Source organism: Paenibacillus sp. J31P316, assembly GCF_056269105.1.
Window position 1 is genome coordinate 482,453 of the sequence record NZ_JBWDNI010000003.1, and the last position, 26,563, is coordinate 509,015.

Consider the following 26,563-nt stretch of genomic DNA (forward strand, 5'->3'; position numbering starts at 1 on the left):
GTTGATGCCCGGATTTGTTGATGGCCATCATCTAACGACGAGGAGATGTAATTATGGGTAAATTGAACGGTCGTCCTGGACCTCCCGGACCGCGAGGACCTCAAGGACCTCCGGGGCCTCCAGGACCTCCAGGACCTCCAGGACCCACCGTAGAGGGACCTCGATTACTTCAAGAACTCGCAGGCGCGATTGGCGCAGTTGGACCTGCAGGCCTCGCGGGAGCACTTGGGCCGGCCGGTCTGGCAGGACTTGCAGGGGCGCTTGGGGCGGCTGGACCGACAGGACTAGCAGGACTTGCCGGAGCGCTGGGAGCAGCCGGGCTTGCAGGCGCGGTTGGCCCGGCAGGAGCAACAGGGCCAGCTGGTGCTGCAGGGCCTCAGGGGGCAGTAGGTCCTCAGGGACTTATAGGGCCGACAGGACCGGCTGGTTCCTTTTCGGTCAATCGAATCTATGTCGCTAATTTCAATAGCAACGATGTATCCGTTATCGATGGGGCCACGAATGCGGTCATCGCCACGATTCCCGTGGGGGTTAACCCGGCAGGAATAGACGTCAATCCTTTAACCAATCGCATCTACGTGTCGAATGTGAACAGTTCTGAAGTAACCGTCATCGATGGCGCAACCAATTCCGTCATCGCCACTGTCCCTGCCGGGGACGGCTCGGGAGACGTAGCGGCCAATTCGGCCACCAACGCCATATACACGGCGAATTTCAATAGCAATGATATTACCGAGATCAATGGATTGACCAATACCGTGGTCGTTACTATTACGCCTGTGGGAGGCAATCCATTCCCGACCGGAATTGCAGTCAATCCGGTAACCAATCGGATATATTTGGCATGTTTCAATTCCGATATCGTGTCTGTCATTGATGGAGAAACCAATGCCGTGATCACGAACATTCCGGTCGGGGTTAATCCGTTCCGGGTAGGGGTGAACGCGGCAACGAATCGGATTTACGTTTCGAATTTCACCAGCAACTTCGTATCCGTTATTAACGGGTTTACCAATGCAGTCATCGCGAGCGTTCCGGTCGGGATTACGCCGGCCGAAGTGGGCGTTAATCCCGCCGATAATGCGATCTATGTTCCCAATAGGGATAGTAATATGGTTTCCGTCATCAGCGGTCTCACGAATGGGGTCATTGCAGCCATAGCAGTCGGGAATAGCCCGAATGGGGTAGGAGTCAATCCGAAGACGAATCTAATCTACGTCACCAATCAGAACGATAATAACGTTTCCGTTATTGATGGCTCAACGCAAACGGTGATTGCGGTTATACCGGTAGGGGCGCGCCCTTTTGCAGTAGGCGTAAATCCATAGAAACTTCTGACAAAAGGCGGTGATTAGTATGGAGGAAGTTCGAACGATAGAAGAATTAATGGAACGGTTGTCCAGGCTAACCAAAGAAAATTCAATATGCCAGGTTTCGATTCCCGGAAAAGGGACGTTCACGATCGTACTGCAAGAGGACTATCGAACGGTGAATCGTATCGATGATGAGAATGAAGGCCGTGTTACGTCGGTATCTGAATTATCGAGGAATCCCTTTCTCTAAAGAATTGCATTTCACGGACAACGACATAAAAGACAGCCCAGAAAAAATCGGCTGTCTTTTCCTATATGATGCGGCTGCTAATTTAAAAAATTCGTATACGAAAAACTGGCGCTAAACGAGAGTTGCGTGATATCGGCCGCCGAAGGATCCGTCGACGCTAGCGTCCTTATGCGAATACCGATACGATCACCGGCAGCAACCGCTAGCGTTCCTCCGAGATTTAAATTCGTAGCGGTTTGGAATGTACCGGCGGTAATAATATTATTCGGAAATCCAAATCGCACCGAACTCGTTAGCGGAGTAGTCAGGTAAGCCGAAGAACCGTGATTAATCCCATTGTTCGGAACTGACGGCGCGCGGAATACCGTGAAATCATACTGAAGACCGAGCGTGTTAATAGATACCACGGACGCAACCAGCAAATCAGCGCTGATTTGCAAGTTTTGAATGAGGCCATCGAATGGAACCGGGAAAGCAAAACCGCCTGCTTCCGGCGGCATGGTTGATTCTCCGGCGCCGTTGATAACTTCAACCGTGTGATTGCCGAAACCCATTAAAATGGGTGCAGCTGATACGACTGCAGCGCCGCTTAGGATAATCCCCGTCGAAAATGGTATTAATCCTCCAGTACCTGATGCGCCCGTAGGACCCGGAGGACCGATCGCCCCCGGCGCGCCTGCTGGACCTGCAGCTCCCGTTGCACCTGGCGGTCCTGCGAGTCCAGCGGCCCCAAGTGCTCCTGCGAGCCCCGCAAGTCCGGCGGGTCCAGCTTCCCCAAGCGCCCCTGCAAGCCCGGCGAGTCCTGCGGGTCCAAGAGCTCCTGCAAGTCCAGCGGGTCCAGCGGCCCCTATTGCTCCTGCAAGTTCTTGCAGTAATTGAGGTCCTTGTGGCGGTAATCCTGGCGGGCCTTCCGGCCCTCGCGGTCCAGGAGGTCCGGGTGGTCCAGGGGGTCCAGGAGGACCCTTGAATTTACCCATAACTTCATCTCCTTGTTTAAGGTGGCGCAAATTTAGGCATTATGAACATCTTCTAACTCATGATTACTCTTATTGTTATGATTGAAGGTCGATAAAAAATGCATGTACCCACCGGTTATTGGAATATCTGACTATTTCTATTTGCAACGAGATACCTCGCTTCCCTTTACGAATACTAATTCGATACAGTCGAAGCTCGCTTAAGGCTGAAAGGTTGCCATGCGGCAATCCTTTCGGTTATTACCTATTGCAATTTTAAAAAAAGCCTCCGATGCGACTACGAATATGATCGTAGCTACTCCGGCGTTAGGCCAATTGCTGCTGGATGCAAGCATGAATCCAACGCCCGTTATCCTTAATCCGCCCATTTAATTTGCCGGGTTATCCTTTATTTGGGATATTACAAAAGCGGATAGTTTACCGGCCTGATTACGATGGTTGTAGCCGGAACGAGCCGAGATAGTGAAAAAGAATGGTAAGCAAGAAAAACGGTTGCTGCGGCAACCGTTTTTTTCCTCGGGGCTTACGCAATCGCATCGGTGATATGTAACGCTTGGCTATTTGTCGGGGAGACAATGGATCAACGTCATTTGCATGATGGATCGCCGAGCGGAATAAACTTCAAAAAGAAGTGAAATCTCTCTGCTGGCACTACCAGTCGACCCTCATGCAAATGTTCATCAGGTGTTCAGCCTAAATAAAGGAGAGCATACACCTATGGGAAAATTCCGAGGTCCCCCGGGGCCGCCAGGACCGCAAGGTCCGCGAGGGCCAAGAGGGAAGGAAGGTCCACAAGGTCCGGAAGGTCCGCAGGGCATTTGCCCCCCGTGTCCTACGGGAGCTCAAGGCCCTCAAGGCGTAACCGGTCTAACCGGGGCAACTGGCGCAGCGGGAGCCACTGGCATTACTGGAGCAACGGGAGAAGTCGGGGCAACAGGCGCCACTGGCGTACCAGGGGGAATTGGCGCAACGGGCGCAACGGGGACCACAGGTGTAACTGGGGCATCAGGAGTCACTGGAGTAACGGGAGCAACAGGAGCAACAACGGGAGCAACAGGAGCAACAGGAGCAACCGGAGCAACGGGAGCAACGGGAGCAACCGGGGCAACAGGACCAACGGGAGCCACGGGAGCCACGGGAGCAACCGGAGCAACGGGAGCCACGGGAGCAACGGGAGCAACCGGGGCAACAGGACCAACTGGAGCCACGGGAGCAACGGGAGTTACGGGAGCAACGGGAGCAACCGGGGCAACAGGAGCAACGGGAGCAACGGGGGCAACAGGAGCCACGGGAGCAACCGGAGCCACGGGAGCCACGGGAGCAACCGGAGCCACCGGAGCAACAGGACCAACCGGAGCCACGGGAGCAACCGGAGCAACAGGACCAACCGGAGCAACGGGAGCAACCGGGGCAACAGGAGCAACCGGAGCAACCGGAGCAACGGGAGCAACGGGAGCAACGGGAGCTACAGGATTCACAGGAGCCACGGGACCAACGGGAGCAACGGGAGCTACAGGATTCACAGGAGCCACGGGACCAACAGGAGCAACGGGAGCAACCGGGGCAACAGGACCAACTGGAGCAACGGGAGCCACAGGTGTAACCGGAAGCGTACTAGACTTTGCGGATTTTTTTGCATTGATGCCTCCGGATAATCCAGCAACGGTAGCTCCGGGTACGAACATCAGTTTCCCGCAAGATGGACCTACTAGCGGAGGGGCGATCGTTCGTACCAGTCCCAGTACATTCAACCTGTCTGCGATTGGGACGTATATGGTCTTGTTTCAGGTGAGCATAGATGAAGCCGGTCAACTGATTTTGACGCTAAATGGCGTGGATTTAGCCTATACGGTGGTCGGGCGGGCAACAGGCACTTCTCAAATAATTGGAATGGCTCTTGTGCAAACAACAGCCCTTAATTCGATTCTCGCGTTGCAAAATCCAGCCGGCAACGCTGCTGCATTAACGATTACTCCGGTTGCGGGAGGAACAAGGCCTGTCTCCGCGCATGTGGTAATCACGCGACTCGCTTAATGAAAGGGCCCATTTTTCGATGGGCTCTTTTCTTGCATGCATAAGATTCCCATTGTCTTAAGGTCAACGTCTGGCTCTGCACGAGCTGTTTATATTCCGTTCATAAAGCTATTTTATGCTAAACCTCGTCATTACAACTACGGGAGGAACGAATATGAACAAGCATATCCTAGTTAGCGGAGCAAGCTTCGCCGGTCTTTCAACAGCTTATTGGATGAACAAGTTGGGCTATAACGTGACCATCGTCGAGATCGCCAAAGGTCTCAAAAAAGGCGGCACGCCTGTAAATATCCGCGAAAATACCGTCGATATCGTGAAACGCATGGGGCTGCTCGACCAAATCCAGTCGAACAAGATAGACATGGAAGTGACGGAATTCAAAAATTCCGATGATGTCACCGAGAGATTGGAATTCCGTGAGCAGCTCGCAGAGGATGAATATGAAATCGAACGAGACGTATTGCTGAATATGTTGTTCGAGGCCGTCAAAGACGATGTCGAATTTATTTTCGGCGATAGCATAACGTCCTTGAGAGAAGAAAGTAACGGCGTCGAGGTAGCTTTCAAAGGGGGACAAAAGCGCTCGTACGACCTGGTATTCGGCTGTGACGGCATTCATTCGGTCGTCAGAAAATTGTGCTTCGGCGAGGAGACGGAATTCTCGCATTTCCTTCAAACGTATTTCTCGATCACGATCGTGGATAAGTTGCTGATCCGGGAGAATACGACCCAGATGTACAATGAGCCGGGCAAGGCGGTCATGCTGAACGCCTATAACAATAAAACCGATATCGTCCTCTGTTTTTCTTCGGAGCAGGAAATCCCTTACGACTACCGAAACGAAGACCAGCAGCGGACGATCATTTTGAATCAGTTTACCGGACTAGGCTGGCGCATGCCGGAATTGCTGGACGAAGTGAAGAAGTCGAAAACGTTCTACTTTGACAAGCTGTGCCAAATGAAAATGCCGTCGTGGACAAAAGGCAGGGTAGCGCTAGTCGGCGATGCAGGATATTGCGCCTCTCCGGCGGCTGGCATGGGTGGATCACTGGCAATCGACGGGGCGGCGGCCTTGGCTGATGCGTTCCAAAAAAACCATGGCAATGTTGAACTTGCGTTCCAAGAATACAACGCGAGCTTCCGTCCTTTCATCGAGGAAGTGCAAGCGAACGCGGCAATGTTTGTGGATTTTCTTGTTCCCGGAACGGAAGAAGCCATTCGCGAAAGAAATTCGCAAGCACCATCCGACATAGGACATGCCTAGGGAACAATCTGCAAGATAAGGAGCGGTTAACTTCGTCGGAATAGGTCTCCTCTGTGGTAAAATGGAGTTATCTAAAAAACGGAGGTTACTTTCGTGACAATAGGATCACAAAACGATGTCGATGGTCTGAAGGAAATCGGCAAAATCGTTGCAATGACGATTAGTGAAATGAAACGCCGCGTGCGCGTGGGAATGACGACACAGGAACTGGATGATATCGGGGGGCGGTTTTTGGAACGGCATGGAGCCGTGCCTGCGCCTAAATCAACGTATAACTTCCCCGGCAACACCTGCATTAGCGTTAACCATGAAGTGGCTCACGGTATACCGGGGGATCGGAAGATTCAACCGGGCGATTTAATAAACATCGATGTTTCGGCTGAACTTGGAGGTTACTTCGCCGATACAGGGCACTCTTTTCAAATCCCCCCGTACGACCTTTCGTTGACGCGTCTTTGCCAATACACGCACGATACGATGATGAAGGTGATCTTGTCGCTGAAGCATGGCGTAAAATTGAACGAAATTGGAAGAATCATTCAAACCGAGGCTGAAAAGGGCGGCTATAACGTGATTAAGAATCTGTGCAGTCACGGTATTGGCAAATCCCTGCACGAGACTCCCACGGAGATTCTCCCCTTTTATAACAAGCATGATAAACGCGTATTGAAAGAGGGTCAGGTTATTACGATCGAGCCTTTCTTATCTACTGGAGCTAAATATGCCGTCGAACAGCAGGATGGGTGGACTTTGCGTACGCCTGACAATAGCTTTGTGGCACAACACGAGCATACGATCATCATTACTAAGAATCAGCCCATCATCGTGACTGTAGCATAGACCGTGTGAAATACGAATAGGATAGTTGAATATGGATACGGCAGCTGACCAAAAGTCAGCTGCCGTTTTCATTTTAATAAGGGCAGGATTGTTTAACGCGATAGCCTTTCGCAAACTCATTTGACAGCTTAGTTGAGAAACTGAACAAAGCAAAATGGGGAAATTTTTAACTGAATCTTGTTTGTTATTTTTATATGTGTTATATATGTACTATAACAGGTGTTAAATTGAAGAGGGTGGTTCGATATTGAACGGCTTCGACATGTCAAATCGCGGCGCAGAGCTGTCATAAGGAGATATTCTCATGTTCATCGAGCTCGATCTGCAATCTGAAATCCCGATTTACGCACAATTAGTTGACCAAATCGTTGAAGGGATCGCCTCCGGTTCCTTGCTGCCGGGGGATCCGCTTCCGTCGGTGCGGCGCTTGGCGGAGGACTTGGGGATCAATCTCCATACCGTCAACAAGTCCTACAATTTGCTTAAGCAGGAGGGCTTTCTGCAAGTACACCGGAAAAAGGGCGTTATCGTTCAGCCCGATGGGATGCCAGGCGTGACGGAGGCGTTCGAGGAGAAGCTCCGGCGGCAGCTGCGCTCTCTTGCGGCGGCAGCCGCGGTTCGAGGCATGGCGGAAGAGGCATTCGCGCAGGAGAGCAGGTCGGTTTACCGGGCTACCATTACGAATCGCGGAGGGGAATAGCGTTGACTGTACAAGAGACGATCATGATGTCCGGCTTTTATTTATGTATCGCGTTGATGATCAGCTTACAGGTCTATCTCGGTTTGCGGACCCTGCTGTTCGGCATCGCGCTGCCGGCGGAGGCTCTGCAGGATGCGGCCGTTCGAGGCATACGCCGAAATTACGCTTTGCTCACCGGCGGTTTGGCGATCGTCATCGGAGGAGCTTGCTATCTTGTGACGCGTCATCTAACGGCGGGGTGGAGTATCCTGTGTTGGGCGGCAGCCATCTTGCTGTTGATGATTGCGTCGGTCTTCGCCATTCGGATCAGCCGAATGTCCGCGCAACGCTTGAAGGCGGCCAGAGGCTGGCAGGTTGTCGTGCAGACGAAGCGCGCAGCAAGCCTCGTGGTCGGCCGGACTCATGGTTCGGTGCTGGGCTCGTGGTGGTATTCGGCGCATGTTGCCGTGATGGCGGTATGCATCATCTTGGCCGTTGCAAGATGGAACGCGATTCCGCTGTCGTTCGCGACGCATATGGGGCTGAACGGCTTTCCGGATCATTACACGTACAAAACCGTACGGACCGTGTTCATGATGAACATCGTGCAAGCGCTGATGATTGCGTTATTCGCCGGCTATAATCTGATGATCGGCCGCGCCAGGACATCGCTGGATCCCCAAGACCGAGCAGGTTCGTTACGGAAGCAGTTGAAGCTCAAGAAAATCCATTCGATAGCGGCTTGGGGCATTTCGCTGCTGGGGGTCGCAAACTTAGGGTTGATGCAAGCAGTAATGCTGTACGGCTGGAAGCTCAATCTGCTCTTCCGCAGCAACATCTCGTTCCTGGCGGCGTTCTTCTTGGCGCTGATCGGCGTCATTCTTTACCTGCGAATCAGAGGTCTTGATCAGCAAGGGGACCTTCCGTCGCAGGAAGAGAGACATTGGAAGTGGCTCGGCAGCATTTACGCGAACCCCGAAGACCCTGCGCTGTTCGTTCCGGATCGATACGGATTCGCATGGACGATCAATATGGCCAATCCGATCGGGAAAATCATAGCCGCTTCGATGATAGTCGTTCTGACGACCGCCATTCTCGTGCCCATTTACGGGATGTAAAGCAATGCGTTTGAATACAGCAGGAATAAAGTAGCTGCTTCGCTAACGGGGACTGTACGGGTACGAGTTGCGCGAATTTGATCCAAGTCAAAGATAAACGCGGGGGGTCAACGAATGCTGGAGGATTATCTTAAAGAATGGTCTTACTTGGCAGTATTCATCTTGTCGGCGCTGCCCTGGATAGAGTCGGCGGCGATTGTCGTGCTGGCTATAGCGCTTGGGTTGCATCCGATTTGGTCCGCGATTCTTGCTTTTACGGGCAACTGGCTGACCGTACTGCTGGTGGTCTTCCTCTTCCAGAGATGGCGGGAGTGGAGAAACAAGAAACGAATTGTCGAAGTCAGGCAGCAACCGGAGAGCAAGAAGAGCAGACGGGCGCATGCAGTGTTCGTTAAGTATGGCCTGCCCGGCCTTGCCGTCATCGGTCCGTTATTGATCGGAACGGAAGTCGCAGTCATCTTCGCCATGATTTTCAAAGCCCCGCGCAAAAACGTTCTCTTCTGGATGACGACGAGCCTTGCGTTCTGGACTGTTCTGTTCGCGGCAGCTACGTATTACGGTTTTGGCTTTATTTAAAGATGAATTAGAGATAAAGAGGATTGCCTCGCTCAATTAACGGGGGACGATAGTTTTACGCATGATGGAGTGGTTGCTGACGGCAGCTGCTCCTCTTTTTTGTGACGCTAACGGGCAAGGCCGATGCAAAAGTTAAATATTCACAAGGGAACAAATGTTCTGTATAATTAGCGAGAACCATATCGAAACATAGGCGGTTTCCAATGCGTGAACGAGTGGTTGAACGTTTTCATAACTATTATCTTGGGGGAATTTTATGTGGCTACGATTACAGATGTCTCTAAGGATTTAGAGAGATGGGCCGTTTTTATTTCTCATTTAACCCTTTACTCTGATGAAGTTCTTTGCGTACCGATAAATGGTAAATGGTCAAGCCGGGATATTATCAGTCATATTATGGGTTGGGACCAAAACTTTATTACGACAATCGGTCAGATAATAAACAATGAAGAAGTAATACTTGAAGAACATCACGATGTACAGGCATTTAACGATGCATCCGTTACTTTCGGTAGAAAAATGAAACCTCATGATTTGCTTGCGGAAGCAATTTTCCAACGCAAACAATTGATAGTAAAACTCAATCTGGTTTCGGAAACGGCATTTGGCAGACCATTTCATAATAGCCCGTATACGTTGGAAACCTTTTTACAAGAAATGTTTATTAATCATGACAGGCATCACCAAGAACAAATACTAAAACACCTTCAAACAGGGGCGCCGTCGACGTTTGATATTGTACCGGTAGGGCATGATAACGGAATATAAATTAAAACAGCGGCCAGTCTAGGACAGGATCTCCGAGTCCCAGCTCGCCGCTGTATTAGTTGAATCAGTTTAAAGCATGACTCCAGTCCAAAACTTTATTGTTTACCAACACTTAGAAGAATTTCACGCGATCCGACAGCGGCATGAAATCCTTGTCGCCCGGCACGAAAGTCGGTTTACCGAACGGCATTTGCGCAATCAGCTTCCATTCGCCCGGAAGCTGCCACGTTTGCGCGACTTCAGCATCGATGAGCTCGTTGTAGTGCTGCAAGGAAGCACCGAGACCTTCCGCGACAAGCGCCGTCCAAATGACATGCTGCAGCATGCCTGAGGACTGGTTCGACCAAATCGGGAAATTGTCGGCATAAGACGCGTATTGCTCCTGCAAGCCTTTTACGACAGTTTGGTCTTCATAAAACAAGATCGTGCCATAGCCGTTCGCAAAACCGTTGATTCTTTCTTCGGTCGCCGCGAAGTTATCGGCAGGAACGATTTTTCTAAGCGATTCTTTCGTAATCGTCCACAGTTTGTCCGATTGCTCTCCGAAAAGAACGACAACGCGCGAGCTTTGCGAATTAAATGCGGAAGGGGTATGATTGACGGCTTCGCCGATGATTTCCTTGATCCGGTCTTCAGATACGACGATTTCCTTGCTCAGCCCGTAAAAGGTGCGTCTAGCTTTGACAGCTTCCAAAAACAATTTGCTCATGGTGATCTCTCCTCTGGTATCATGTAGTAGAAATCTTTAATTTAAGATAAAGTGGTTGAAGATACACGCCTCGATGTTCAATGCCATCATTCCATTATTCCATCATTATCCCTTATCATAGTGCAGGTTCCAACTGATGCCGTTACGATCCGTTACGGCCGCGACAAGTCCACCGAGGGGAGCTTCCGTTAATGGCTTCACGATTTTGCCGCCAGCCGCCAATGCCTCATAAGCACTGCGAATGTGATCTTCGGAAGCAAACTGGATTACCGATTCTCCGCTGAATACGCCTTGATAAAATGCGATTCCGTTTTCGTCATTGCCTTCGGGAAACCATTTTCTCGTATCCCCGGTTCCAAAATCACCGTTAAAATACAAGGGATCGTCTTCCTTAAATTCGCTCATGTTTCTCACCTCCTTTCAAATGTCTCCCATCGTCCATTCGCTAACATTCATCGTATTGGCTAATCCACCGTTCGAATGCTTCGACCATTGGCCGCAGCGCTTCCCCTTTATCCGTTAATGCATATTCGATGCGTATCGGCATCTCGGGGTAAACATGTCGCAAGATCAAGTTCTCGGCTTCAAACGTTCGCAGCCGATCGGTCAGGCTCGTGCCGGTAATCGTCATGGTTCTCCTGAAATCCGAGTAACGTTTCGGACCGCTCATTAATGCCTTCACGATGTCGTAATTCCATCTTCCGAATAGCAGCCGGCTATCCACTTGAAGTTTGTTTTTATCCATGTCGTTCTCCGTTTATCCCAGGAGTTCCTATATTGATAAACATGTTTACAGTCAACATATTGACTATATAGAGAAAAATTTTTATTGCTTCTCTTTTTTCATATTTCCGATCATTCTTTCTAGAAAGCTGCCGAACGATGACAACTCCTGAGAGGAAAATCCTTCAAATGCACGTTCCATCTTCACCTCGGAATATTCATTGACATTGGCCAACGCTTTTTTTCCTTCTTCGGTAATGCTGACTTTGGTGACGCGCCTGTCATTTGGACACTCATAAGTCGAGACGAATCCGTTTTGTTTCAACCGCTGCACCATGCCTGTCATATTTTGCTTGGTCACGAGCATGTTGTTCCCCAAATCCTTGAAGGATTGATCCCCGACCCGCGCAAGAGCGATAAGAATAAACCATTGGTGCAGACTGGACAAGCCGGCTTGCGACGACAAGTTGTGGCCGATACGTTCTAATAACACGTTTGCCCGGAAGACGTTGTCGATAATCTCCAGTCGTTCGTTTTTGTTTTCAGTCATCGAATCAACCTCGATAGTCAATTAGTTGACTTTAGTATAGGAGTCACGAACGACTCTGTCAATGACAGGGAGCTGACGGGCGCTATAGTTCAATACAAACACGAGGGAGGCTGTTCAGACACATTGGGCTGCTCAAAAAACGGCTCGTTTATTAACTTCCGATTCTCTATTCGTTCCACTGGCTATGAAGTACACAGTCGCAGAAACTAGGGCGTTTGTATCCGGGCAGCAAACGTTCGCATACATCGGATTTGATGTTGCCAAATGTCGTTTCCGGCTTATGCTTGAATCCTTCCAAAAATGCATGCAGGATCTTTTGTTTGAAGTTGTTACGAGGGAATGCGTTAATGACCTGTTCCCGAACCTCGGCCGAAAGCGATTCGAAATTTTCGCCCATTACGTCGTACCCGACGCCGGAATAGATCAGCGCTACCTCTGGCTCCTTGTATTGAGCGACCCCGATCGTCGTGTGAAGCGCGATCGCATCCCAAACAAGGCGAATCGATTCCTGCGGTACGCCTTGCGACGCTAGGAAATCACGAGCAGCGTTCGCTCCGTCAACCTCGAAGCGTTTGTCGGGGCTGCTAAACGCCTTGGTAAGACCCAAATCGTGGAATAAAGCACTGATATATAGGATCTCGGCGTCGAATTTCAGGCCCGCCTGTCGTCCTTGAAGGGCTCCGAACAGGAAAACACGATTGGAATGGTTCCACAGTAACTCATCTCCATGATCACGGAGTAATTCCGCTGCCTGAGTCGCCAGCTGACTATCCGGTATGATAATATTCGCAATCGTATTCGCCATAAAGATCAACCTCCTTAATTGGATGATGTCTTGCACCATCATTGTAAGTCGGCAAAAAACATAGATCAATCCCATTGTTTCTATGAAAACGATAGACAGAACTAATCATTCATAAAAGGTCATATGGATCAGTACGGTGGACAAATTGTTCTAGGCAAAGCAAAAGCGCGGTCCGTATAGGCAAGTTACCGTTCTTGCGCCTACATGGACCGCGCTAACTTCTATCTTATGATTTTATGATTTCTTCGCTTTGCTGTCGTCGACGGCGCCGTTAATCATGCCGTCCAATTGCTTCAGAAAATCGTCTACGCTTACATTTGGATTCGCCAGGCCAGGCATTTGCTGCACCGCTACTTGCAGAGCTACATTCTCATACGCGCTTATCTCCGTATACGGCAGGGAAGTATTCTCGAAGAAAGCCTGCACGTTCTTACCGGCTGTCCCATTGACCGATGCCCCGAATTGTTCCAACGTTTCAGGCGTGCGAATGGCTGGGCCGATCCCTTCCTTCGCATAGTCCAACTGCCTCTCCTCCGACAACAAATACGCGATGATCCGGAACGCATCCTTCGCATGCTTGGAAGTCGACGATACGTATAACGTAGACGACTTCAGGAACGGTCCGATCTTGGTTCCCTCCTCTACGGTCGGGAAGCTGACAAGATCGAGATTCTGCCCGCCTTGCGCGCCTTCCACCAACAAATCCGCTCCGTCTCCAAGCGCCATCGCGATGCCGCCGCTATACGTAAACGTCGATCGTGCGGTTGACGGGTTCACCGCCTCTGTCTCCTGGTTAGCTGCGGGCGCAATCAGATCGCGGATTAGCGTCGCCAGCTCCACCCATTTCGGAGTTAATACGGTCGAACGATCCGTTGCCGCATCCAAGAAATGCAGGCCGTACTCGTCTATCATATTCAAGATGCTGATTTCGCTCGTGTACGGTGTGAATCCGACATAGCTTGATCCGGCAAACTGCTTATTCAGTTCGGCAACGTCCTTCCACGTCATGCCGTCTTGCGGATAACTGATTTTCATAGCATCGAATACGTCCTTATTATAAAATAGCGCGCTTAAGTATCGGTTAAACGGCAATTCATAAATATGGCCATCTTTGTTGTCAAACGCATTGATTCGCTCGACCAGACCTGAATCAAACAGACCGAGATTCATCTCTTGCGCTTGAATGTAGTCGGTTAGATCTAATCGGACTTGCTCCCAAATATCAGACGGCGTAGCAATGTGATCGACATCCAATACCAGATCCGGGAATGTATCGTCCACCGCATGCCCTTCCAGTCCATTCAGATCGAGGGCGGAGTACGTGATGTCTAAATTCGTAAAATGATTGTTTAATTCGTCCTGCATCCGTTGCGGAATTCCTCCAAGCGCAGCGAACGATAGGGGCACTTTCGTTGCACTGTCTTCCGAAGTCGCATGCTGCTCCGTCCCGGACGGTTGATTCTCGTTGTTGCACGCGACTAGCGCCGTCGCAAGCAAGATCGTCGTGACGCATAAGGCGCCTCTTCTCACAGCGATATCACCTCTCAACTTTTAGGCTACTTCCTACATTTTCCATAATATAGGATTTAATAGCCCAGCCGTAGGGGGCAATCGTCTGATCTTGTTCGGCAATCATCTGTTTCTAGCCAAAATACGCGGATGACTATTGCGAATCGGGAGGCACTGAAAGGAGGGGAGACGTGTCGGATGACAAGAATGTGTTCTGATTCCAACCCAATATAACCAGCGGTTACTCCGAAAACAGCATCCGCTGATCCGTTAAAATATCCCCATAATGTCCGAGGCGAGCAAAAATGCGAGCACCAGACCGAGCGCGACGACGGAGGCGATCCCTTTTTTCCTCTTGGCGCCTTGGGCATCCTTCAGCATAAAGCCGGCGTACATGAGGAGACCGACCACGATCAGCACAAGCTCCATAGCGGCGGATAACCAAGGCCACCTCCATGCGCCCAGCCCGAGCAGCGGAAGATCGCCCCAGTTGCCCGGCAATAACGGCATATCCTCTCGGTGAACGATGAGATCGAGCACCCAGTGGCTGAAGACGACGCCGGCCATGATCCAGCTCGCTCTTTTTCCCCACAGCCTCCAAGCCAGCAAGCCGGCAAGGACCGACAGGAGCAGCGCCCCGACGAGCGAATGCGTGTAACTCGCGTGAATGATCAACTCCCCATAACCGCTGCCGTGCGTCGTGTCGTCCATCGATTCCGCGCCGCTCATCATCATCGGGTAAAATACGATGTCCAGCAGCTGCGAACCCGCGAGCAAAGCCCACAGCGGAACTTCCGGCGCCTTCGCCCGTACTCCCGACGCCAAACCGAAATGTCCTGCAAACATGTTTAACACTCTCCTTGTATTTTGTAACCATTGGTAACTAACCTTTGGTTAGAATATAACCATTGGTTATTTTGTTGTCAACAGCATTTTTTTGCACACCAAAGAAACCGCCAATGAGCTTAGCGGTTTAGCGATTCTGACTCATGGTACCGGGAACAAGCCGAACAATCATCACATCGAAGTCGGCCTCGACAAACCTCTGTCGGACTTCAACGGGCAAGTTTGTTGCATCTGGTATTTACGGGTTTTCACATGTCCAGTATCATTGGAAGCGAATGGGAAAAGTGGAGGCTGATGGTTGCTCTATGCAGAAAGTAAATAAAAATATAATGTTGTTCGTCATTTTACTATTTTCAATTTTTTCTTTTTGGGTTATCAATGAAAACTTCAAGTTAAAAGAGAAAGTGGATACTGTAAAGCATAGGCTGACACTTTCTCAAATCCAGTGGGATCTTGTTCAATTAGAAGGGGCGATAGCCAATCAGATTGAAACTCAGTGGTCGCAGCCTTCCTATGTGAGTGAGAAGGTCAGTGATGTTCTGCAGGATATTATGGTCATTTCGGACATTAACTCAGGCATCGGCGTTTTGCCAGAAGAAGAAATAAATGACTTGAATAGACTCTATCACAGCCTAAATAATTATCCGCATGATGATATGATCAGACCGATAATCAATCTGGATCAGACTGAAATCGATAAATGTATTCAATTAAGACAGGCACTGCGGGATGTAGAATGGGGCATTGGATTTTCCAATTCAGGAAACTGGGAATCTTTTATGGAGAAGTTAAAAAAGTTATTACCCCAAATTTGAATGCGATATGGAATTGCCCCCAAGTGCCATCCCAAACATGAACATGAGGACAATTCTCTATACTTCTTGGTTCGCCTTGTGGCTGCCGAATGATATGATGGAAGTAAGACGTTTCAAGTAGATCGACCAAGGAGGCGAAGATGAACGAAGCCGCGTTTGATATGAAGTTATTTGAGAGCTACAAGCCGGGTTTAACCTCGTATTGTTATCGAATGTTGGGGTCCTTTGATGATGCGGACGATGCGGTACAAGAAACTTATATTCGGGCATGGCAGAGCTGGGATCGATTCAGAGAGGACGCATCCATTAAAACATGGATCTACCGCATCGCGTCGAACTTATGCCTGGACAAGCTGAGGCAGGCGAAGCGCCGTACGCTTCCCGTTGACCTGTCCGACCCGGCGATCAAGATCGTCGAACCGAACGAAATGCTGCCAGATTCGTCCTGGATTTGGCCCTCGCCCGAATTTGGAGAAAATCCGGAAGATGCTTTCGTTCGCAAGGATACCCTTCAGCTCTGCTTTATCGCACTGTTGCAGACCTTGCCGCCTCGTCAACGCGCGGTTCTTATTCTGAAAGATGTCTTCGAATGGTCTTCGAAACAAATCGCGGAAACGTTGGGCATGTCGCCGGCGGCGGCGAACAGCGCCCTGCAACGAGCCAGGGAGACGATGGACCGAACGCGGCTTCGTTCAGACGAATTTAGTAAGATGGATGTCAATCCCGACCAGAAGCTTCTCTCGCGGTATGTGGAGGCGTTTGAGCAATTCGATATCCATGCGCTCGTGTCGTTGTTCCATGAGGAAGGCTGCATGTCCATGCCGCCTTTCGCCATGTGGATAAGCGGGCAAGAAGATTTGTCATCGTTTTTTGCGCTTACGCGCTGGCATTGCGAGGGGTCCAAATTTTTGCCGACTATGGTGAATGGCGGTTATCCCGCTCTGGCGCAGTATGTGCCGGGTAAGGAGGCATCCGTCCTGGTGCCTTGGGGCATTCACGTCATGGAAGTGAAAGAGAATCGGATATTCCATGTTCAAAATTTCATAAATGCAAAATTATTTTCCCGATTAGGGCTTCCGGAACAAATTGACCGATGAATTCGGAGATTGGCATTCGTCTATAGGAGTAAGAAACAAAATTCCCGTAAAGAGGTGTCCTTCACAATGGAAACAAGCAATCCAACGAAAGTAACCGTAGAGATCGTCGTTCAAGCCCCTTTGGCAAAAGTATGGAGCTATTGGACCGAGCCTGACCACATTACGAAGTGGTATCAACCTTCCGAGGAATGGCATGCGCCAAGAGCGGAGAACGATTTGCAGGTCGGCGGCGTATTCCTGACAAGGATGGAAGCGAAGGATGGCAGCATGGGTTTTGATTATAGCGGAATTTACGACGAAGTGAGGCTGCATGAGACGATAGCCTACACATTGGGAGACGGACGGAAAGTGAATATTGCGTTCGTCGATCAAGGCGAGGCCACGAAGGTCGTTGAAATCTTCGACGCCGAGAGCACGAACCCCGTTGAATTCCAACAGGCGGGTTGGCAAGCGATTCTGGATAGTTTCAAACGATATACGGAAGCATCATAAATAAGACTACTGAAACGCGCTCTGCCTCCTCCAAAGGACGGCAGAGCGCGTTTTGCTTTGGATGAGAGAGCAATTATCGGTAGAGGACAGCAGGAGGAAAGACGGCAGCCGGTCACACGATCGACTGTGTCCATTGAAGTAACGTGCAGATTTAGTTCGTCAGCAGAACGGTGGCGATGCAACCTACAAGAGTTTGAATGCGTCTCATTTAGTGGAAATCCGATGCGAATCATGAAGAGAGGCTATGAATGTGAAAGGAAATAAAAGAGCTTTTATTTTGTTAGCTTCAACCGTCATCTTGTTAGTTATAGGATTTTTAGGTGTCAAGTGGCTTCAAGACAATGTATTTTATCAATTCCAAAGCTTCTCATTGATCATTATAAATAAATCAGACTACGATATCGTCTCGGTAGAGACAGGCATAATAAGAGGCACTTCAAAAGATAGCTATGCCTCGAAGATAGAGAGCGGGGAAACGATGAAAATTAAGCCCGCATTGACCTTAACTGGAGAAGGAGCGATATATTTAAGGTATACCGATTCCAGAGGAGATACCAAAGAAATAACGGTTTGCGGGTATACAGAATATCTGTCGGGGAATTCAAAGGTGACAATTCGTAATGATAAAGCAAATGTTGAAGAAAAATGCACGTAAAAACAAAACTGCTCAATAAACACCTAGGAAGAAGCTGCCGGCAAGATAGGCGGCTTCATTACGTTAACGGACATTAACGCAACAAAACTTCCATCGAACCCGTTTTCTAAATTGAATGCGGTATGAATAAGACAAGAGGGTGGTCTCTAATGAAAAAGATAGTTTGTTCGTCAGTGTTGCTTCTCTTCATATTCGCGATTATGGCGTGCGGGAAAATGCCTTACAATAAAGAGCCTGAATTGAGCTCTAAGGCTGGGACCCAACAGTCGTTTGATAGTAACAGTGAAAAAGAAATACTGAATATTAGATTACAATGTACGGTCGAGTGTAAACGAATGGAGAAGCCTCCGCTCTTCACGGAAATGATATTTGAAGCCGCTGATGAAATAAAAATCTTTGCAAAGGCAATAAACAATACCAAAAAAATCGAGGCAGACCTTGATTACAGTACGGTTTTTCTAATGCACATCGCATTTAAAGACGACACCGAAAAGGTATATGTCTTAAATGTTAACGATGCAGAAGGAGCAGTTGGATTACTTGTGAAAAAATCAGGTAGCAGTGAAGAGTACTACACCATCCCTGAAGAACTTCATAATGAGTTAAGGACCCTAACTTATCCTAATGATACTTTACTTATCGCAACAGGCCGCTAAAGGGAGGAAAGCTCAGTCTTCTCCCGAATATCTTCGGTATGGGGCAAGAGATAATTTGAAGGAGCGTGCGAAGCGATGGCCACCGAATTCAAAATGGATTTCTCGCAGTTCGAGTTGTCGGAAGAACAGAAGTTTATGTTTGATTTGAAGGGTTATCTCGTCATCAAGGATGTCTTCGACGAACGGCAAGTTGCGGCCATCAAAGAGCAAGTCCGCTTGATCACCGAAGCCAAGCAAGCGCGCAGCGAGACCGAAATCAAAGCCGGCATCGTCCAAGGCTCCTCCTTGCCAGGCGGGGCCGCAGAAGACATTCTGCTCAGTCCTGTCGTCAAGGGGACATTGAAGCATTTGATCGGAAATGATTTCCGGCTCGATCACGTATTCTCCGTGTGGCGCGAGCTCGGGCAGGGGGACTATCTTCCGCCGCATCATGGAGGGCCGATGCGCAATCCGCATTTTCACTACTATTTCTCGCAGGGGCAAAGTTATGCCGGGTTGACAAGGATGGTCATTGAACTGAATCCGGTCGGCAAGAACGATGGGGGAACCGTCTTCCTGCCGGGAAGCCACAAAGCGAATTTGCCGGTTCCGCCGACTTTGCTCGCCAAACACGACACCTATGCCGAACCGTTCGAAGGCTATGAGGCGACACCGGGGTCCGTCGTTTTTTTTAGCGAAAACACCTGCCATGCCGGACCGGTTTGGACCAATGCGAACCATCCGCGAGTGGCCATTTTGTTCGCTTTCTGCAGTCTGGGCATGCGGTGGCACCGGTATAACAACGTTTCCCCCGAGGTGGTCGAAACGCTGGGGCCTGAAGCGCGTTGGTATTTCCGCGATGTTTGGCCATGGGATAATCACGGAGGAAATGGGGGGCGGAACGTTCTGCTCATGAACGATGACGGCTCCTACACGGTATCCCCTTAATAGGCAGCTATTGCCGGAGAGGCATCTTGGAGCAGTTCGCCAGCGGCAGCTGCTCTTTTTTCATTACGCTAACAGAAGCAGTTGTCCGAATAAAAAGGAGACCGATCACATGGCGAAGCAATGGGACGAAGCAATGATTCCCGACCAATCCGGAAAAACGATCGTCATCACGGGCTCGAGCAGCGGACTTGGACTAAGCACGGCAATGGTTCTTGCGGGTAAGGGTGCGGAAGTAATCCTTGCCGTTCGCAATGTCCAGAAAGGGAATGCGGCTGCGGATCAAATCAATCGGCGGCACACGAACGCGAAAGTCAAAGTCATGAAGCTGGATCTGGGTAATCAGGCTAGCATTCGCTCATTTGCGGCAGCGTATAGGGAGCAATTTACGAGCCTATCCGTCTTGATCAACAACGCTGGCGTGATGATGCCGCCGTACCAGAAAACAACGGACGGGTTCGAGCTGCAATTCGGAACGAACCATTTGGGACATTACGCATTGACGGGTCTGCTGCTCCCCCTATTGCTCCGGACGCCAAAGTCCCGCATCGTCACCGTCGGCAGTTTGGCCGCCATAAGCGGGCGAATCGATTTCGATAACCTCGACGGTTCGAAAGGTTATCGCGGTTTTGCTTTCTATCGGCAGAGTAAACGCGCAAACGTGCTTTTTGCCAAGGAGCTGCAGCGCCGGCTCGCCGAAGCTGGCGCAGAAACGATTAGCGTCGCCTGCCATCCCGGCATAGCAGCGACGAACATTACCTCGCGCGGATCGGGAAATAAATCCGGCTTGCTCGCATTCCTTATGAAGCGACTGTTCCAAAGCGCGGAGATGGGAGCGCTGCCGAGCCTGTACGCCTCGACATTTCCTTCGCTTCATGGCGGCGAATATATCGGACCCGATGGCAAAGGCGCCAAGAAAGGGTATCCGACGCTCGATCCGTCGATTGACAAGATCTACGATCCGAAAGTCGCGGAACGGTTATGGGAAGTTTCCGAACGATTGACAGGGCATCGTTATTCATTCGAATGACATCAAAGTCTTTCTTAAGTGACTCTTTCATCTTAAATGCTCGCGTAAGGCATATGCGCTAGTTCCGTCTGGTAATCGCAGTGCAACATGGGGGACGAAGCTCCGCGGGTGCGCGTCTGAAGCGCCGAGCGTCGTTTTTTGGATCGGACGTTCGAAAAAATGGAAGCCCCATACGTTGTCGTCGTTGGGTTTGATGAGAATGAGACAATGCCTGCCGCGTCCCTGTTGGGACGGCGCGATATCACCGGCATGCATCCCCAACACGTCCTTGTAGAAACGAATCGTCGCGTCCAAATCCACGGTAAGCAAGGCGATGTGATGAATACCCTGCCAGGGAAGTTGAAATGATTGCTCCGTGAGAGACATCCTTTATCTACTCCTTCTCCTTCACTTTTTCTAGACCCTATATAAGGGCACTGAGGCATGGCGAGGATCAGGAACGATAGGTCCTCGCATTTCCCGTTGTTTGGCTCGTGCGAGAAACGCCGTTGGCGTGCAGCCCGCCCATGTCTTGAATTCATGGATGACATGGGCTTGATCATGATAGCCAAGACGAGAAGCGGCGTCAGCGAAAGAAAAAACCGGCTCCTGGATCAAAGAGTGAAGCAGCGCCTCGAAGCGGAGGATACGTGCGAACATCTTGGGCGATACCCCGATGCGCTGTTTGAATCGTCGTTCAAATTGGCGTAAGGAGAGAACACAATCAGCGGCAAGTGCAGGCATACGGATATGACCCTGCGTACTGTAAAGCCGTTCAAGCGCGGATCGCAGAAAAGTCAATTCGGCAAGCGTCCAGCGCGTTCGCGCGTCGTTGAATCGCTGCGGGCAAAGGAGTTGACTGGCATAGGAACTGCGGCGTATCGTTCCCTCCAGCGTGAGGCCAAGACGAAGCCAGATTCCGTCACGCGGGACAGCGAGCGGCGTAGTCTTTTGAACAAGCGATGACATCTGTTTTTGACGAAATGAATCAGCTGTTCCCATTTTGCACCTCGTTTCGTTTTATGTTCAGCGTGCGTGAATAGATTTTGTAGAGATCGTCTCGCACCAATGCTTCACTTGCATGCCTAGGCGTCTTTAGGGAGTTTCTAAACGAGAGTATAACAAAGACAACGCCAGACGTATTGTGAAAAATCGACGTCTGTAGGTTGATCACAACACGTTTATTCAAATAAAACAGCAGCCGTCTAGGACATTTTCGTCCATGACGGCTGCTGTTTCGCCTTGAAGCTTGATTTCCTCAAAGATACGTTCTATTTCCGAAAAACTTCCGTATCGACACGCTACCGATCGTGGGATAGAAGCTGCTGCGCCACGATGTAGCCCGATCCGCCGTTGATGCCGTGACCCGGCCATGTGGCAGCGCCAAGCATGTAAAGATTCTCGATTTCCGACCGGTGGCCCGGCTGCGAAGGCAGCGGACTGAACAAGTAACTTTGCATAAAGTCGTGCGATCCGCCATACGGGTCACCAGGGCCGGAATTCGGGTTGAAGCGGGCAATGGTGTCCGGCGTGACGACGGACTTGCCGATAATAGCATCCGGAATGTTCGGAATATGCTTGCCTACGATGGAGATAACGCGCTCAGCGAATCGTTCGGTTAGTTCAGGCGTCCACGAGCCGTCTCCGACGTCAATTTGACCGGCAGCATCGCCGCGGGGACGGCAAGGAACCTCGAGGACCTGGAGCCGCATGATCGCTTTGCCGACCGGCGCTCGGCTCGGATCGAGATTGGTCGAGCAATCGACCGTAAAGGTCGGCTTAGCCGGCAGAAGATCTGCCATCCCTTGTGCGATGGCTAAGGTGAAGCCGTCGAGCCCATCGGTCAGATGGGGCTGACCGACGCTGGCAAACCTCGGATCGGGCCATTTCGGCGCTTCTTTCAGCGCCAGATGAATCTGAACGCAGCCTCTTCCATAGCGGTATCGCTTGGCTTGGCTGCGAATGTCGGAGCTGACCGGCGCATCCGCCAGGAGCGACAGATACAACTGGTCCGGGCCTGTGGAAGCGACGATAGCCTGTTTGGCGTGGTATTCCTCGCCTTCTGCCGTACGCACGGCGACAGCCTTGCCGTTATGGACGATAATCCGCTCGGCGCTTGTACCCGTTTTGATCGTACCGCCTTGGTCCAGCACTACTTGAGTCAATGCAAGAGCAAGCTTTTCGCTACCTCCTTCGGGAATAGGCATCCCGCCGCCCATAAGCGCCATCGTCGTAAGAGGAACCCATATGCCGCTGCCGATTTCGTCCGGCGTCCGGCCCAAGTGAGTGACCCATGAAGCCAGCATCGCGCGCATGGTTGGAGACCGGAAATCGCTGACCACATTGCGGGCGGTGGAGAAAAGGGACGCGGCGAATGCCGAGTAGCTTTTGCTCCCGGCTCGTTGATCATGCAATAAATGCTGAATAATACCGGAAGCTTTCGAACCCGATAAGTCTAGGGAAAACAATTCGAACACGTTTCCCGCGTAAGGTGCAAACTCCTCGAACATGCGTCCCAACACGGCACCGTCCCCGGGGGCAAGACGTTCGGCTTCGGCGGCCAAGTCCTCGCTCGAGCGCGATAATACGGCTGTCTCGCCATTCTCCATCGAAACGCCGGTCGGCAGTTCCGTGTTCACGTAACGCAGCCCGCGCGACTCGAGCGCATCCTTAAAGTCCGCATAAGCAGGGCCTGTCAGGAACAGCGGGTGGGCTGCCGCGTAGACGTCATGCTTGAAGCCGGGCAGCGTCAATTCTTCCGTTCGCAGGAATCCGCCGGGGCGGTCGTTCTTCTCCAGCATAAGAACGCTTCTCCCGGCTCGCGTCAAATAAGCGGCCGCGATCAGCGCGTTGTGGCCGCAGCCAATTAGGATTACGTCGTACTTGTTCAACCCCAATACCTCCTCCGCGTCTATAAACCAAATCTAGTTTAACGTACTATAGCGGCGAGGAATGGCACTTGCTGTCGACAGATACAAAATTTACCTGCCGAAAACATAACGAACAACGCAGCAACCTTTTTATTCCATTAGCGTTTTAAGAGTAGAAGTAACTAATGGGGGAGAAGGACAATGAAAAAAACAAAGCTGTTTTTGTTTATAGCTTTCCTCGTCATGATTTCAGGAACTGCATGCTCTAATGCCGATCCTCCAAAAGATATGGGGGAACTGTACAGCTTAGCATTAGATGCGTATATGCCAATCGATGAAGGTCTAAATAGTGATATGAAGTATATTGCTATCGATATGAGTAACTTTAATCATCTTGATGGTACGGATAAGGAGCAAATTCTAAAGCACTTTGATAAGTACAATGTTGAAGTAAGGGAAGCTACGTATGAACAACTTATAACCGAAGGGTCTTATGACCACCAAACTATGGTTCTTCATGGTTTGTTATTGAGCGTGGATAAGACTGTAATTGCTAATAAACAATTTATGGTCGAAGGTTCAAAATATAGAGCAGGTGACGGAGCGATTGGAACGAAAGTCATCGTTAAATACAGAAACGATAAATGGCAAGTAACAAAAGCTGATAAAACTTGGATTAGTTAATGAGCTTCTTGGCAGCCTATCGCTCAACTTACGGTCATTTCTGTTTAATGATCAATCTTAATAAGCAGGAGATAATAACGCAACTCCGAATTGTTAACGTATAAGCTAGTAGGCGTTTAGAAAAGAAACACTATGAAGATGAGCAGGTCATAAATTTGTACACAGAAGGAGATCAAACATGGCAGAAAACAAATTGCTAAGGATGGACAATGTGGGCATCGTTGTAGAATCCCTTGACGACGCAATCTCTTTCTTCGAGGAAATTGGCTTGAAGCTCGAAGGGCGAACCACTGTCGAAGGCGAATGGGCTGGTCGCGTAACCGGTCTGGGTTCGCAGTGCGTAGAAATTGCTATGATGGTGACCCCCGATGGCCACAGCCGGCTTGAACTTTCGCGATTTCTCGCCCCGACCGTTATAGCCGATCACCGAAATGCGCCTGTAAACGCCCTCGGTTATCTACGCGTCATGTTCGCCGTTGAAGACATTGACGACCTGGTATCCAGACTCATGAAGCGTGGCGCTCAGCTCGTTGGCGAAGTGGTTCAGTACGGGGACTCGTATCGGCTCTGCTACATTCGTGGAATTGAAGGACTTCTGATCGGTTTGGCGGAACAACTCGGCAATAAATAAGCGGGTGCATCTTGGCCGACAGCAAAGGAACGTAGTTGAACGCATCATCGAGCAGTTTGCCCCCGGCAGCTGCTCTTTTTTCAATAGGGTAACGGGCAGGAAGCACGTAACGACAAGGAGTGAAGGTATGAAATTATTGCTCACATCCGCAGGCATTAATAACAAAAGCATACATGCTGCGCTAGTTGACATGCTGGGCAAGCCGATCGCCGACTCCAACGCTCTCTGCATCCCCACCGCGATGTACGGGCACCCTTGGGTCGGCCCCGGCGTCAAAGCTTGGCACTTCATCAGCGGGACTTCCGAGAACCCCAAATTCGAGAATCCCATGGTCAGCCTGGGCTGGAAGTCCGTCGGTGTACTAGAGCTCACGGCGCTGCCAAGCATCGACAAAGACCGCTGGGTGCCGCTGGTCCGGGAGACGGACGTCCTACTGGTGGGGGGCGGGGACGCCCTCTACCTGTGCCACTGGATGCGGCAATCCGGACTGGCAGACCTCTTGCCATCGCTGCGGGCAGTTTATGTGGGAATGAGCGCCGGGAGCATGGTGATGGCACCTAACATTGGGGAATTGTTCGTTGGCTGGACTCCACCTACCGGTGGCGATGAAACGCTGGGTCTCGTCGATTTTGCAATATTCCCGCATCTGGACCACGAGATGCTGCCTGGAAACACCATGGCTGCTGCAGAGAGTTGGGCCGCAGGGATGCAAGGGCCGACGTATGCGATTGATGATCAAACCGCCATTAAAGTAATCGATGGAGCAGTCGAGGTCGTTTCCGAAGGAAATTGGAAACATTTTTCGCCCTGAGATCTGTCATCGATTACGATAGGTAACTTCGAAACCAAGAAGGGTTGATCAAACGGCAAACATCCTGTAAAATTTTGTTAAGCGCTCCTTTAAGGTATTGAACGTACTTCAAGGCAAGGGGATGATTTATCAATGATCCATCAACGCCAATGTCCGGTGGAGACTGTCATTCATGTTCTGGGCGGCAAATGGAAACCTATGATTTTGTGGCAATTGATACCGTCCGGTAAGCGGTTCAACGATCTGGAAAAGCTGATACCCGATGTTTCCCAAAAAATGCTTTCCCAACATTTACGGGACTTGGAACGAGAGGGCATCATCGATCGAACGGTCTACCCCACCATCCCTCCTAAAGTCGCCTATTCCCTTAGCGAATATGGCAAAACGTTGATTCACGTAGCGGAAGTCATGTGTGCATGGGGAGAAAACCACAATAAGCGGAAATACGAAGAACCTGCTTCTTAAGCCTTAAGCAGGTTCCATTCATTTGCACGCGAATTCAATAGCGCCTGACGAAAGCTGCCACGGAATCTGACCTGGCAGCTTTTTCTCATCCTTGAGGTTCATGGTCTGCAGAACACCCGAGCATGGCTATTACAGCGTGTCGGAAGCTTGTTTCAGAAGCTTCGACAACATCGCAAGATCCGCTGCATCGCCTTCCCGCAATTTAATCCATTTTCGTTCGGCAGGACCATCGAATGATGTTGGGAATTCGATGCCGTTTGCATTCATGATCATAAATGCAATCGCATCTTTAGAAGGCGAAATAACGGCAGCATAATGTCCATTTTTCAGAAAATGCGGCTTCTTATATTGAATTCGTTCTTCGACCGCAGGAATTGTCTCATGCACGAGATTGCGCAGCGTGGAGCTGATGTTAGCCTGCCATGTTGGCAAATTTTCAATAAAGGCTGTAACTTCCTGATTCATTCTTTCGTTTCCCTCCAGTTGGAACATT

The 26,563-nt window shown here is 50.3% G+C and carries 30 protein-coding genes and 1 pseudogene; 19 read left to right on the forward strand and 12 right to left on the reverse strand.

All coding sequences use genetic code 11. The features are described 5' to 3' along the window. The first annotated feature begins 53 nt into the window (after positions 1-53). Positions 54-1,328 (forward strand): beta-propeller fold lactonase family protein, encoded by a 1,275-nt coding sequence (locus AC0YNU_RS13175; protein ID WP_475757081.1) that lies wholly within the window; start codon positions 54-56, stop codon positions 1,326-1,328. 312 nt (positions 1,329-1,640) lie between these two features. Here the strand turns inward: AC0YNU_RS13175 and AC0YNU_RS13180 are convergent, their stop codons facing one another. Then, positions 1,641-2,117: a hypothetical protein gene (locus AC0YNU_RS13180; RefSeq protein WP_475757083.1), complete on the reverse strand. Its 477-nt coding sequence runs from the start codon at positions 2,115-2,117 to the stop codon at positions 1,641-1,643. 2,202 nt (positions 2,118-4,319) lie between these two features. Between AC0YNU_RS13180 and AC0YNU_RS13185 the strand changes: the two genes are divergently transcribed. The 7 genes from AC0YNU_RS13185 to AC0YNU_RS13215 all read left to right on the forward strand — a co-directional run bounded on the left by AC0YNU_RS13185 (position 4,320) and on the right by AC0YNU_RS13215 (position 9,819). Continuing rightward, entirely contained in the window at positions 4,320-4,574 is a 255-nt protein-coding gene (locus AC0YNU_RS13185; RefSeq protein WP_475757085.1) for a hypothetical protein, read from the forward strand. A gap of 154 nt (positions 4,575-4,728) precedes the next feature. After that, complete coding sequence (locus AC0YNU_RS13190) at positions 4,729-5,838, forward strand: FAD-dependent monooxygenase (RefSeq protein WP_475757087.1); 1,110 nt, start codon at positions 4,729-4,731, stop codon at positions 5,836-5,838. Between the two features lie 93 nt (positions 5,839-5,931). After that, a complete protein-coding gene (gene map, locus AC0YNU_RS13195) occupies positions 5,932-6,678 on the forward strand; it encodes a type I methionyl aminopeptidase (protein WP_475757089.1) in 747 nt (248 codons plus the stop codon). 304 nt (positions 6,679-6,982) lie between these two features. Further along, the gene (locus AC0YNU_RS13200; RefSeq protein WP_475757091.1) at positions 6,983-7,378 is read left to right on the forward strand and encodes a GntR family transcriptional regulator; all 396 of its coding nucleotides are present in this window, start codon (positions 6,983-6,985) and stop codon (positions 7,376-7,378) included. Between the two features lie 2 nt (positions 7,379-7,380). After that, a complete protein-coding gene (locus AC0YNU_RS13205) occupies positions 7,381-8,475 on the forward strand; it encodes a DUF5808 domain-containing protein (RefSeq protein ID WP_475757093.1) in 1,095 nt (364 codons plus the stop codon). Between the two features lie 114 nt (positions 8,476-8,589). Continuing rightward, a complete protein-coding gene (locus AC0YNU_RS13210) occupies positions 8,590-9,051 on the forward strand; it encodes a small multi-drug export protein (protein ID WP_475757095.1) in 462 nt (153 codons plus the stop codon). A gap of 207 nt (positions 9,052-9,258) precedes the next feature. Continuing rightward, positions 9,259-9,819 carry a DinB family protein gene (locus AC0YNU_RS13215; RefSeq protein WP_475757097.1) on the forward strand — a complete coding sequence of 187 codons (561 nt, stop codon included), beginning with the start codon at positions 9,259-9,261 and terminating at the stop codon, positions 9,817-9,819. A gap of 112 nt (positions 9,820-9,931) precedes the next feature. On the opposite strand, the gene AC0YNU_RS13220 is transcribed toward AC0YNU_RS13215, so the two are convergent. The 7 genes from AC0YNU_RS13220 to AC0YNU_RS13250 form a co-directional block, all read right to left on the reverse strand. After that, on the reverse strand, positions 9,932-10,528 hold the full coding sequence (locus AC0YNU_RS13220) for a nitroreductase family protein (protein ID WP_475757099.1): 597 nt from the start codon (positions 10,526-10,528) through the stop codon (positions 9,932-9,934). A 105-nt stretch (positions 10,529-10,633) separates the two neighbouring features. Next, on the reverse strand, positions 10,634-10,933 hold the full coding sequence (locus AC0YNU_RS13225; protein WP_475757101.1) for a VOC family protein: 300 nt from the start codon (positions 10,931-10,933) through the stop codon (positions 10,634-10,636). A 40-nt stretch (positions 10,934-10,973) separates the two neighbouring features. Further along, positions 10,974-11,273: a winged helix-turn-helix transcriptional regulator gene (locus AC0YNU_RS13230; RefSeq protein ID WP_475757104.1), complete on the reverse strand. Its 300-nt coding sequence runs from the start codon at positions 11,271-11,273 to the stop codon at positions 10,974-10,976. A gap of 81 nt (positions 11,274-11,354) precedes the next feature. Beyond that, a complete protein-coding gene (locus AC0YNU_RS13235; protein ID WP_475757106.1) occupies positions 11,355-11,801 on the reverse strand; it encodes a MarR family winged helix-turn-helix transcriptional regulator in 447 nt (148 codons plus the stop codon). 166 nt (positions 11,802-11,967) lie between these two features. Then, on the reverse strand, positions 11,968-12,606 hold the full coding sequence (locus tag AC0YNU_RS13240) for an HD domain-containing protein (RefSeq protein ID WP_475757108.1): 639 nt from the start codon (positions 12,604-12,606) through the stop codon (positions 11,968-11,970). 234 nt (positions 12,607-12,840) lie between these two features. Continuing rightward, a complete protein-coding gene (locus tag AC0YNU_RS13245) occupies positions 12,841-14,136 on the reverse strand; it encodes an ABC transporter substrate-binding protein (RefSeq protein ID WP_475757110.1) in 1,296 nt (431 codons plus the stop codon). Between the two features lie 249 nt (positions 14,137-14,385). After that, positions 14,386-14,961, reverse strand: a complete 576-nt coding sequence (locus AC0YNU_RS13250) for a metal-dependent hydrolase (RefSeq protein WP_475757113.1) — start codon at positions 14,959-14,961, stop codon at positions 14,386-14,388. A gap of 305 nt (positions 14,962-15,266) precedes the next feature. On the opposite strand from AC0YNU_RS13250, the gene AC0YNU_RS13255 reads away from it, so the two are divergent. The 7 genes and pseudogenes from AC0YNU_RS13255 to AC0YNU_RS13285 all read left to right on the forward strand — a co-directional run bounded on the left by AC0YNU_RS13255 (position 15,267) and on the right by AC0YNU_RS13285 (position 20,630). Continuing rightward, positions 15,267-15,776 carry a hypothetical protein gene (locus tag AC0YNU_RS13255; RefSeq protein ID WP_475757115.1) on the forward strand — a complete coding sequence of 170 codons (510 nt, stop codon included), beginning with the start codon at positions 15,267-15,269 and terminating at the stop codon, positions 15,774-15,776. Between the two features lie 131 nt (positions 15,777-15,907). After that, positions 15,908-16,873, forward strand: a pseudogene (locus AC0YNU_RS13260) (sigma-70 family RNA polymerase sigma factor); the annotation flags it as partial. Between the two features lie 66 nt (positions 16,874-16,939). After that, on the forward strand, positions 16,940-17,365 hold the full coding sequence (locus tag AC0YNU_RS13265) for an SRPBCC family protein (protein ID WP_475757117.1): 426 nt from the start codon (positions 16,940-16,942) through the stop codon (positions 17,363-17,365). A 250-nt stretch (positions 17,366-17,615) separates the two neighbouring features. Then, positions 17,616-18,020 (forward strand): hypothetical protein, encoded by a 405-nt coding sequence (locus AC0YNU_RS13270; RefSeq protein WP_475757119.1) that lies wholly within the window; start codon positions 17,616-17,618, stop codon positions 18,018-18,020. Positions 18,021-18,169: 149 nt separating this feature from the next. Then, complete coding sequence (locus tag AC0YNU_RS13275) at positions 18,170-18,676, forward strand: YhfM domain-containing protein (protein ID WP_475757121.1); 507 nt, start codon at positions 18,170-18,172, stop codon at positions 18,674-18,676. A 75-nt stretch (positions 18,677-18,751) separates the two neighbouring features. Further along, the gene (locus AC0YNU_RS13280) at positions 18,752-19,603 is read left to right on the forward strand and encodes a phytanoyl-CoA dioxygenase family protein (RefSeq protein WP_475757123.1); all 852 of its coding nucleotides are present in this window, start codon (positions 18,752-18,754) and stop codon (positions 19,601-19,603) included. Positions 19,604-19,712: 109 nt separating this feature from the next. Continuing rightward, the gene (locus tag AC0YNU_RS13285) at positions 19,713-20,630 is read left to right on the forward strand and encodes an oxidoreductase (protein ID WP_475757126.1); all 918 of its coding nucleotides are present in this window, start codon (positions 19,713-19,715) and stop codon (positions 20,628-20,630) included. A gap of 27 nt (positions 20,631-20,657) precedes the next feature. On the opposite strand, the gene AC0YNU_RS13290 is transcribed toward AC0YNU_RS13285, so the two are convergent. From AC0YNU_RS13290 to AC0YNU_RS13300, 3 genes are all read right to left on the reverse strand, one after another. Continuing rightward, on the reverse strand, positions 20,658-20,996 hold the full coding sequence (locus tag AC0YNU_RS13290; protein ID WP_475757128.1) for a VOC family protein: 339 nt from the start codon (positions 20,994-20,996) through the stop codon (positions 20,658-20,660). Between the two features lie 30 nt (positions 20,997-21,026). Continuing rightward, positions 21,027-21,611 (reverse strand): AraC family transcriptional regulator, encoded by a 585-nt coding sequence (locus tag AC0YNU_RS13295; protein ID WP_475757130.1) that lies wholly within the window; start codon positions 21,609-21,611, stop codon positions 21,027-21,029. A 299-nt stretch (positions 21,612-21,910) separates the two neighbouring features. After that, positions 21,911-23,500: a phytoene desaturase family protein gene (locus AC0YNU_RS13300; RefSeq protein WP_475757132.1), complete on the reverse strand. Its 1,590-nt coding sequence runs from the start codon at positions 23,498-23,500 to the stop codon at positions 21,911-21,913. Positions 23,501-23,680: 180 nt separating this feature from the next. Between AC0YNU_RS13300 and AC0YNU_RS13305 the strand changes: the two genes are divergently transcribed. The 4 genes from AC0YNU_RS13305 to AC0YNU_RS13320 all read left to right on the forward strand — a co-directional run bounded on the left by AC0YNU_RS13305 (position 23,681) and on the right by AC0YNU_RS13320 (position 26,070). Further along, positions 23,681-24,163, forward strand: coding sequence for a peptide ABC transporter substrate-binding protein (locus AC0YNU_RS13305; RefSeq protein WP_475757134.1), 483 nt, complete (start codon positions 23,681-23,683; stop codon positions 24,161-24,163). A 178-nt stretch (positions 24,164-24,341) separates the two neighbouring features. Beyond that, positions 24,342-24,794, forward strand: coding sequence for a VOC family protein (locus tag AC0YNU_RS13310; protein ID WP_475757136.1), 453 nt, complete (start codon positions 24,342-24,344; stop codon positions 24,792-24,794). Between the two features lie 127 nt (positions 24,795-24,921). Then, complete coding sequence (locus tag AC0YNU_RS13315; RefSeq protein ID WP_475757138.1) at positions 24,922-25,605, forward strand: Type 1 glutamine amidotransferase-like domain-containing protein; 684 nt, start codon at positions 24,922-24,924, stop codon at positions 25,603-25,605. A 132-nt stretch (positions 25,606-25,737) separates the two neighbouring features. After that, positions 25,738-26,070 (forward strand): winged helix-turn-helix transcriptional regulator, encoded by a 333-nt coding sequence (locus tag AC0YNU_RS13320; RefSeq protein WP_475757141.1) that lies wholly within the window; start codon positions 25,738-25,740, stop codon positions 26,068-26,070. Positions 26,071-26,199: 129 nt separating this feature from the next. On the opposite strand, the gene AC0YNU_RS13325 is transcribed toward AC0YNU_RS13320, so the two are convergent. Further along, entirely contained in the window at positions 26,200-26,535 is a 336-nt protein-coding gene (locus AC0YNU_RS13325) for a DUF1801 domain-containing protein (RefSeq protein ID WP_475757143.1), read from the reverse strand. Between the last annotated feature and the right edge of the window lie 28 nt (positions 26,536-26,563).